This is a genomic window from Mesorhizobium sp. M0664, from assembly GCF_040320565.1.
Classification (GTDB): domain Bacteria; phylum Pseudomonadota; class Alphaproteobacteria; order Rhizobiales; family Rhizobiaceae; genus Mesorhizobium.
This window is the reverse complement of record NZ_JAMYPW010000096.1, coordinates 1-3,689: the sequence shown is the minus strand read 5'-3', so window position 1 is coordinate 3,689 and position 3,689 is coordinate 1. Positions and strand designations below refer to the sequence as shown.

4 protein-coding genes are annotated in these 3,689 nt (G+C 62.8%); 1 reads left to right on the top strand and 3 read right to left on the bottom strand.

The window, feature by feature from the left end; translation table 11 throughout:
• The 3 genes from NKI39_RS34010 to NKI39_RS34000 form a co-directional block, all read right to left on the bottom strand.
• Positions 1-318 (bottom strand): oxidoreductase (locus NKI39_RS34010; protein WP_502898655.1); only part of this gene is annotated, 318 nt, incomplete at its 3' end.
• A gap of 163 nt (positions 319-481) precedes the next feature.
• Positions 482-1,381: an SDR family oxidoreductase gene (locus tag NKI39_RS34005; RefSeq protein WP_352837509.1), complete on the bottom strand. Its 900-nt coding sequence runs from the start codon at positions 1,379-1,381 to the stop codon at positions 482-484.
• Between the two features lie 69 nt (positions 1,382-1,450).
• Entirely contained in the window at positions 1,451-2,194 is a 744-nt protein-coding gene (locus NKI39_RS34000; protein ID WP_352837506.1) for an SDR family oxidoreductase, read from the bottom strand.
• A 112-nt stretch (positions 2,195-2,306) separates the two neighbouring features.
• Between NKI39_RS34000 and NKI39_RS33995 the strand changes: the two genes are divergently transcribed.
• Positions 2,307-3,209, top strand: a complete 903-nt coding sequence (locus NKI39_RS33995) for a LysR family transcriptional regulator (RefSeq protein WP_352837503.1) — start codon at positions 2,307-2,309, stop codon at positions 3,207-3,209.
• Positions 3,210-3,689 lie beyond the last annotated feature (480 nt).

Sequence of the window (3,689 nt, the reverse complement as noted above, 5' to 3'; positions counted from 1 at the left end):
CGGCGTGCGCGTCTTCAGCCGTTCCACAAGGTCGGGATTGGCGATGAACGGGCGCCCGAAGGCGAAGAGGTCCGCCTTGCCCTCGCCGAACCGCGACGCCGCGAGGTCGAGGTCATAGCCGTTATTGGCGATATAGGTATTGTTGAAGCGCCGGCGGAGCGATCCGAAGTCGAACGGCGCGACATCGCGATCCGCCCGTGGCGCCCTCGACGACATGGATATAGACGATGCCCAAAGCATCGAGTTGATCGACGATAAGTCGAACTGCGCCTGGGGCGCGCTGCTCGAGACGCCGTTGGCGGGCGAGACCGGCGAAATCCGGATGCCGGTATGGGCTTGGGCAGTTGGATGCCGACGAGCGAGGCTTCGTCGGTGATCGGGGCGGGCGTTTTGTATCCAACAGCCTTCATAACAGGCATCTCCTCATACTTGAGACGCAGATAAGCCGTATCTGCGCGGTCCGTCGGCGAGGCATTCTGCGTCAGGCGACGCGGGGCGTGAGCAGGACTTCCAGGCCGATGTTGCGGTACATCTCACGGCGCATGCGGTCGGCGACGCCATTGACGATCTCGGCCCCGTCTTGCGACGGATCGACGTGGACCCGGAACGGACGCTTGCCGAAGGGCGCGCCGACGACGCGAACGATCTCGCGGGCCACTTGTGCCGGATCGGCGTCGGCGGGTTCCAGGTCCGCTAGGCCCTTCAGCGCTTTGTCGGCGATCCCGGCGTAGGGGCCGGATTCATACTCTGCGACTCGGGCCGTATCGGACGGCGAACCGGAGTGTGCGAAGTGGTTGGTGCCCTTGGTGAAGGCGCCTGGCACCATGATCGTCGTCTCGATGCCCCACAGGGCCAGTTCAGTCGAATAGGACACCGCCAGGGCGTCCATGGCCGCCTTGGCGGCGAAGTAGGGCGCCAGGAAGGGCGGCGTGCCGCCGCGCGTCGAGGACGAGCCGACCCAGACCAGCAGACCCTTGCCCTGGCCGCGCATGTGCGGCAGCGCGGCGCGATTAACCCGCTGCGCGCCCAGCACGTTGACGTCGTACTGCTGGATGAACTGGTCCGGGGTGAAGGCCTCGGCAGGGCCGAATACCATATGCCCGGCATTGTGGACGATGACGTCGAGCCGGCCTACGTCCTTCAGAACATGAGCGATACCGGTCTCCGCCGAGGTGTCGGACTGGACGTCCAACTCGATGGTGCGCAGGTCGAGGCCATGCTCCTTCGACCAGGCGGCTACTTCGGCGACGCGAGGCGCGTTGCGGCCTTCGGTCTCGCGCATGGAGGCATAGACCGAGTGGCCGGCTTCGGCCAGGGCGCGTGCGGTCATGAGGCCGAAGCCCGACGAGGCGCCGGTGACGAGAATGACTTGCTTGGACATGGTGATGGTCTTTCTTCTGGATTTGGATGAACTTATGGCTGTGTTTTGGTCTTTGGCGGTCGGCTGCGATCAAATGATCCCGCCATTGGCGCGCAATATCTGGCCGTTGATCCATGAGCCGTCTGGCCCCGCCAGGAAGGCGACGGCGTTGGCGATGTCTTCGGGCTGGCCGAGACGTTCAAGCGGCGCCAGCTTCGCGAGGCGGTCGATCAGCTCCTGCGGCTTGCCGTCGAGGAAGAGCTTCGTGGCGGTCGGTCCGGGGGCGATCGCGTTGACGGTGATGTTCCGGCCCCGCAATTCCCTCGCGAGAATGGGAGTCATGGCCTCGACCGCGGCCTTGGTGCCGGCATAGACGCCATAGGTAGGCTGCAGCAGCCCCACGACACTTGAGGAGAAGTTGACGATGCGACCACCGTCGCGCAGGCGCTTGGCCGCTTCGCGCAGCGTGTTGAACGTGCCCTTCAGGTTGATCGCGATCTGGCGATCGAACAGCGCATCATCACTCTCACCGATCGTCGCCAGATTCATGATGCCGGCATTGTTGATCAGCACGTCAACGCCGCCGAAAGCGGTCTCGGCGGAATCGAACATGCGGCGTACGGCTTGTGCGTCTGAAATATCGGCCTGCGCAGTAACCGCCCGCCCGCCGCCCGCCGCTTCGATCCTGGCGACCACCGCATCCGCCGAGGCGGCGTTGCCGGCGTAGTTCACCACCACGGTGAAGCCGTCCTTGCCGAGGCGTTCGGCGACGGCCGCGCCGATGCCGCCCGAGGCGCCGGTCACGATGGCAACCTTCTGTGTCTGATCGGTCATTGTCTGTCTCCTTCTTTGGGTGTCGTTGTGGCTCCTGATGACAGACAGATGCACCTTTCGCTTATGCAGATAATCATGCATTATCCGGCATCACTATCCGACAGGTCGTATTATGGATCGTTTCGACGCCATGCGCGTCTTCACTCGCATCGTCGAACGCAGGAGCTTTACCAAGGCTGCCGATGACCTCAGTCTGCCGCGTTCATCCGTGACAGATGCCGTGCAAGGGCTGGAGGCGCGGCTCGGTGTGCGGCTGTTGCAGCGGACCACCCGTCAGGTCAGCCCCACACTGGATGGCGAGGCCTATTACCAACGATGCGTCAGCCTTATCGCTGACCTGGAGGATGCCGAGGGCGCTTTCGTCGGCGCTAAGCCGTCAGGCCTCATCCGCGTGGACGTGCATGGCACCCAAGCGCGGCACTTCCTGTTGCCCGGTCTGCCGCGCTTTCGCGAAATGTACCCCGACATCCGCCTGCATTTCAGCGAGGCGCATCAGCCCGTGGACCTGATCCGGGAAGGGTTCGACTGCATCCTGAGAGCGGGCGAGCTGGCCGACAGCGCGCTAATCAGGCGGCGGCTGGCTATTCTGGAGCGGGGCACCTTTGCCAGTCCGGACTATCTTAATCGGCTGGGCATGCCGAACACACCCGACGACCTTAATGGCCATGAAATGATCGGGCTGCTTGCGCCCGACACGACCGAGGTCGTCCCTCTCGCTTTCCTCGTGAAAGGAAAAGTGAACCGCATCACGCTGCCTGCCATGATGACGGTGACCGGCCCGGAGACGAACGTTGCCGCCGCCTGTCTTGGCCTTGGGCTCATTCAGGTGCCGCGCTATCGTGTAGTCTCGGAGCTGGCGAGCGGCGCGCTTATCGAAGTCCTAGCCAACTTCCCACCGACGCCCTTGCCAGTTCACGCGCTCTATTCGCACAAGCACCAGCTGTCGCCGCGGCTGCGAGTGTTCATCGACTGGGTGGCGGAGCAATTCCGCGACAAGACTGCACCGAAAATATGATACCTTCCCCCAAGAAGGGCGCAGACGATGCTCCGATTGTTTGCATTATCGTCGATTCGTGAATGGTAACCTGCGCACCAGACGCAGCCTAGTCGTCACTGCCGCCAACTATCTGCCGGTGGGACGCCCGCGGGCTCGCGCATTGGCGGCCACTATCGCGCAGATTCATAGCGGCGTTAGAGGGCTATAGAGTAGACAAAGTTCTCATCTTCATCCCGCACGGCCCGCCACGAAGTGGCCTTATGTCAAGTTTTCCGCTGATAGCGCGCATTCGTGCTGCGGACACCGGGAGTCCGAATAGGGTCAGGGCTTAGCCTTCAATTACTCTGGCGGAAGACCCATTAAGGTCCGAATCCGGTCGTTTGAATTTTACAGCTGCGATCACGGCGGAAGTCCATCTCGGCTTCAAGAACCTCCTGCACGACACTCTGCAATGCCTGGCGAAAGCCGTCCTCATCCGACAACAGCAACGCTTTCAAC